The organism is Fictibacillus phosphorivorans (assembly GCF_007673525.1).
Lineage (GTDB): Bacteria > Bacillota > Bacilli > Bacillales > Fictibacillaceae > Fictibacillus > Fictibacillus phosphorivorans_C.
Genome location: NZ_VDZU01000016.1, coordinates 1 through 296 on the forward strand (window position 1 = coordinate 1; position 296 = coordinate 296).

Genomic DNA, 296 nt, shown 5'->3' on the forward strand with positions numbered 1-296 from the left:
GACGCGCTAGACTTAGGATCTAGTGTCTTTGACGTGGGGGTTCGAGTCCCTTCACCCGCACCATATTAATTTTTCTCAATAAGTTGCAGTGCTCATGCGCTGGCATCTAGCCGCGCGGTCGTGGCGGAATGGCAGACGCGCTAGCTTGAGGGGCTAGTGGGGGTATCCCCGTGGAGGTTCGAGTCCTCTCGACCGCACCAACTTTAACTTATAACATAGAATACATTTTAAATATGCGCCCTTAGCTCAGCTGGATAGAGTGTTTGACTACGAATCAAAAGGTCGGGAGTTCGAAT

Annotated in this window: 1 tRNA gene; it reads left to right on the forward strand. The window is 50.7% G+C overall.

Annotated elements, in window-relative coordinates:
• The first annotated feature begins 114 nt into the window (after window positions 1–114).
• Window positions 115–200: transfer RNA gene (locus FS458_RS20475), tRNA-Leu, on the forward strand.
• The last annotated feature ends 96 nt before the right edge of the window (window positions 201–296 follow it).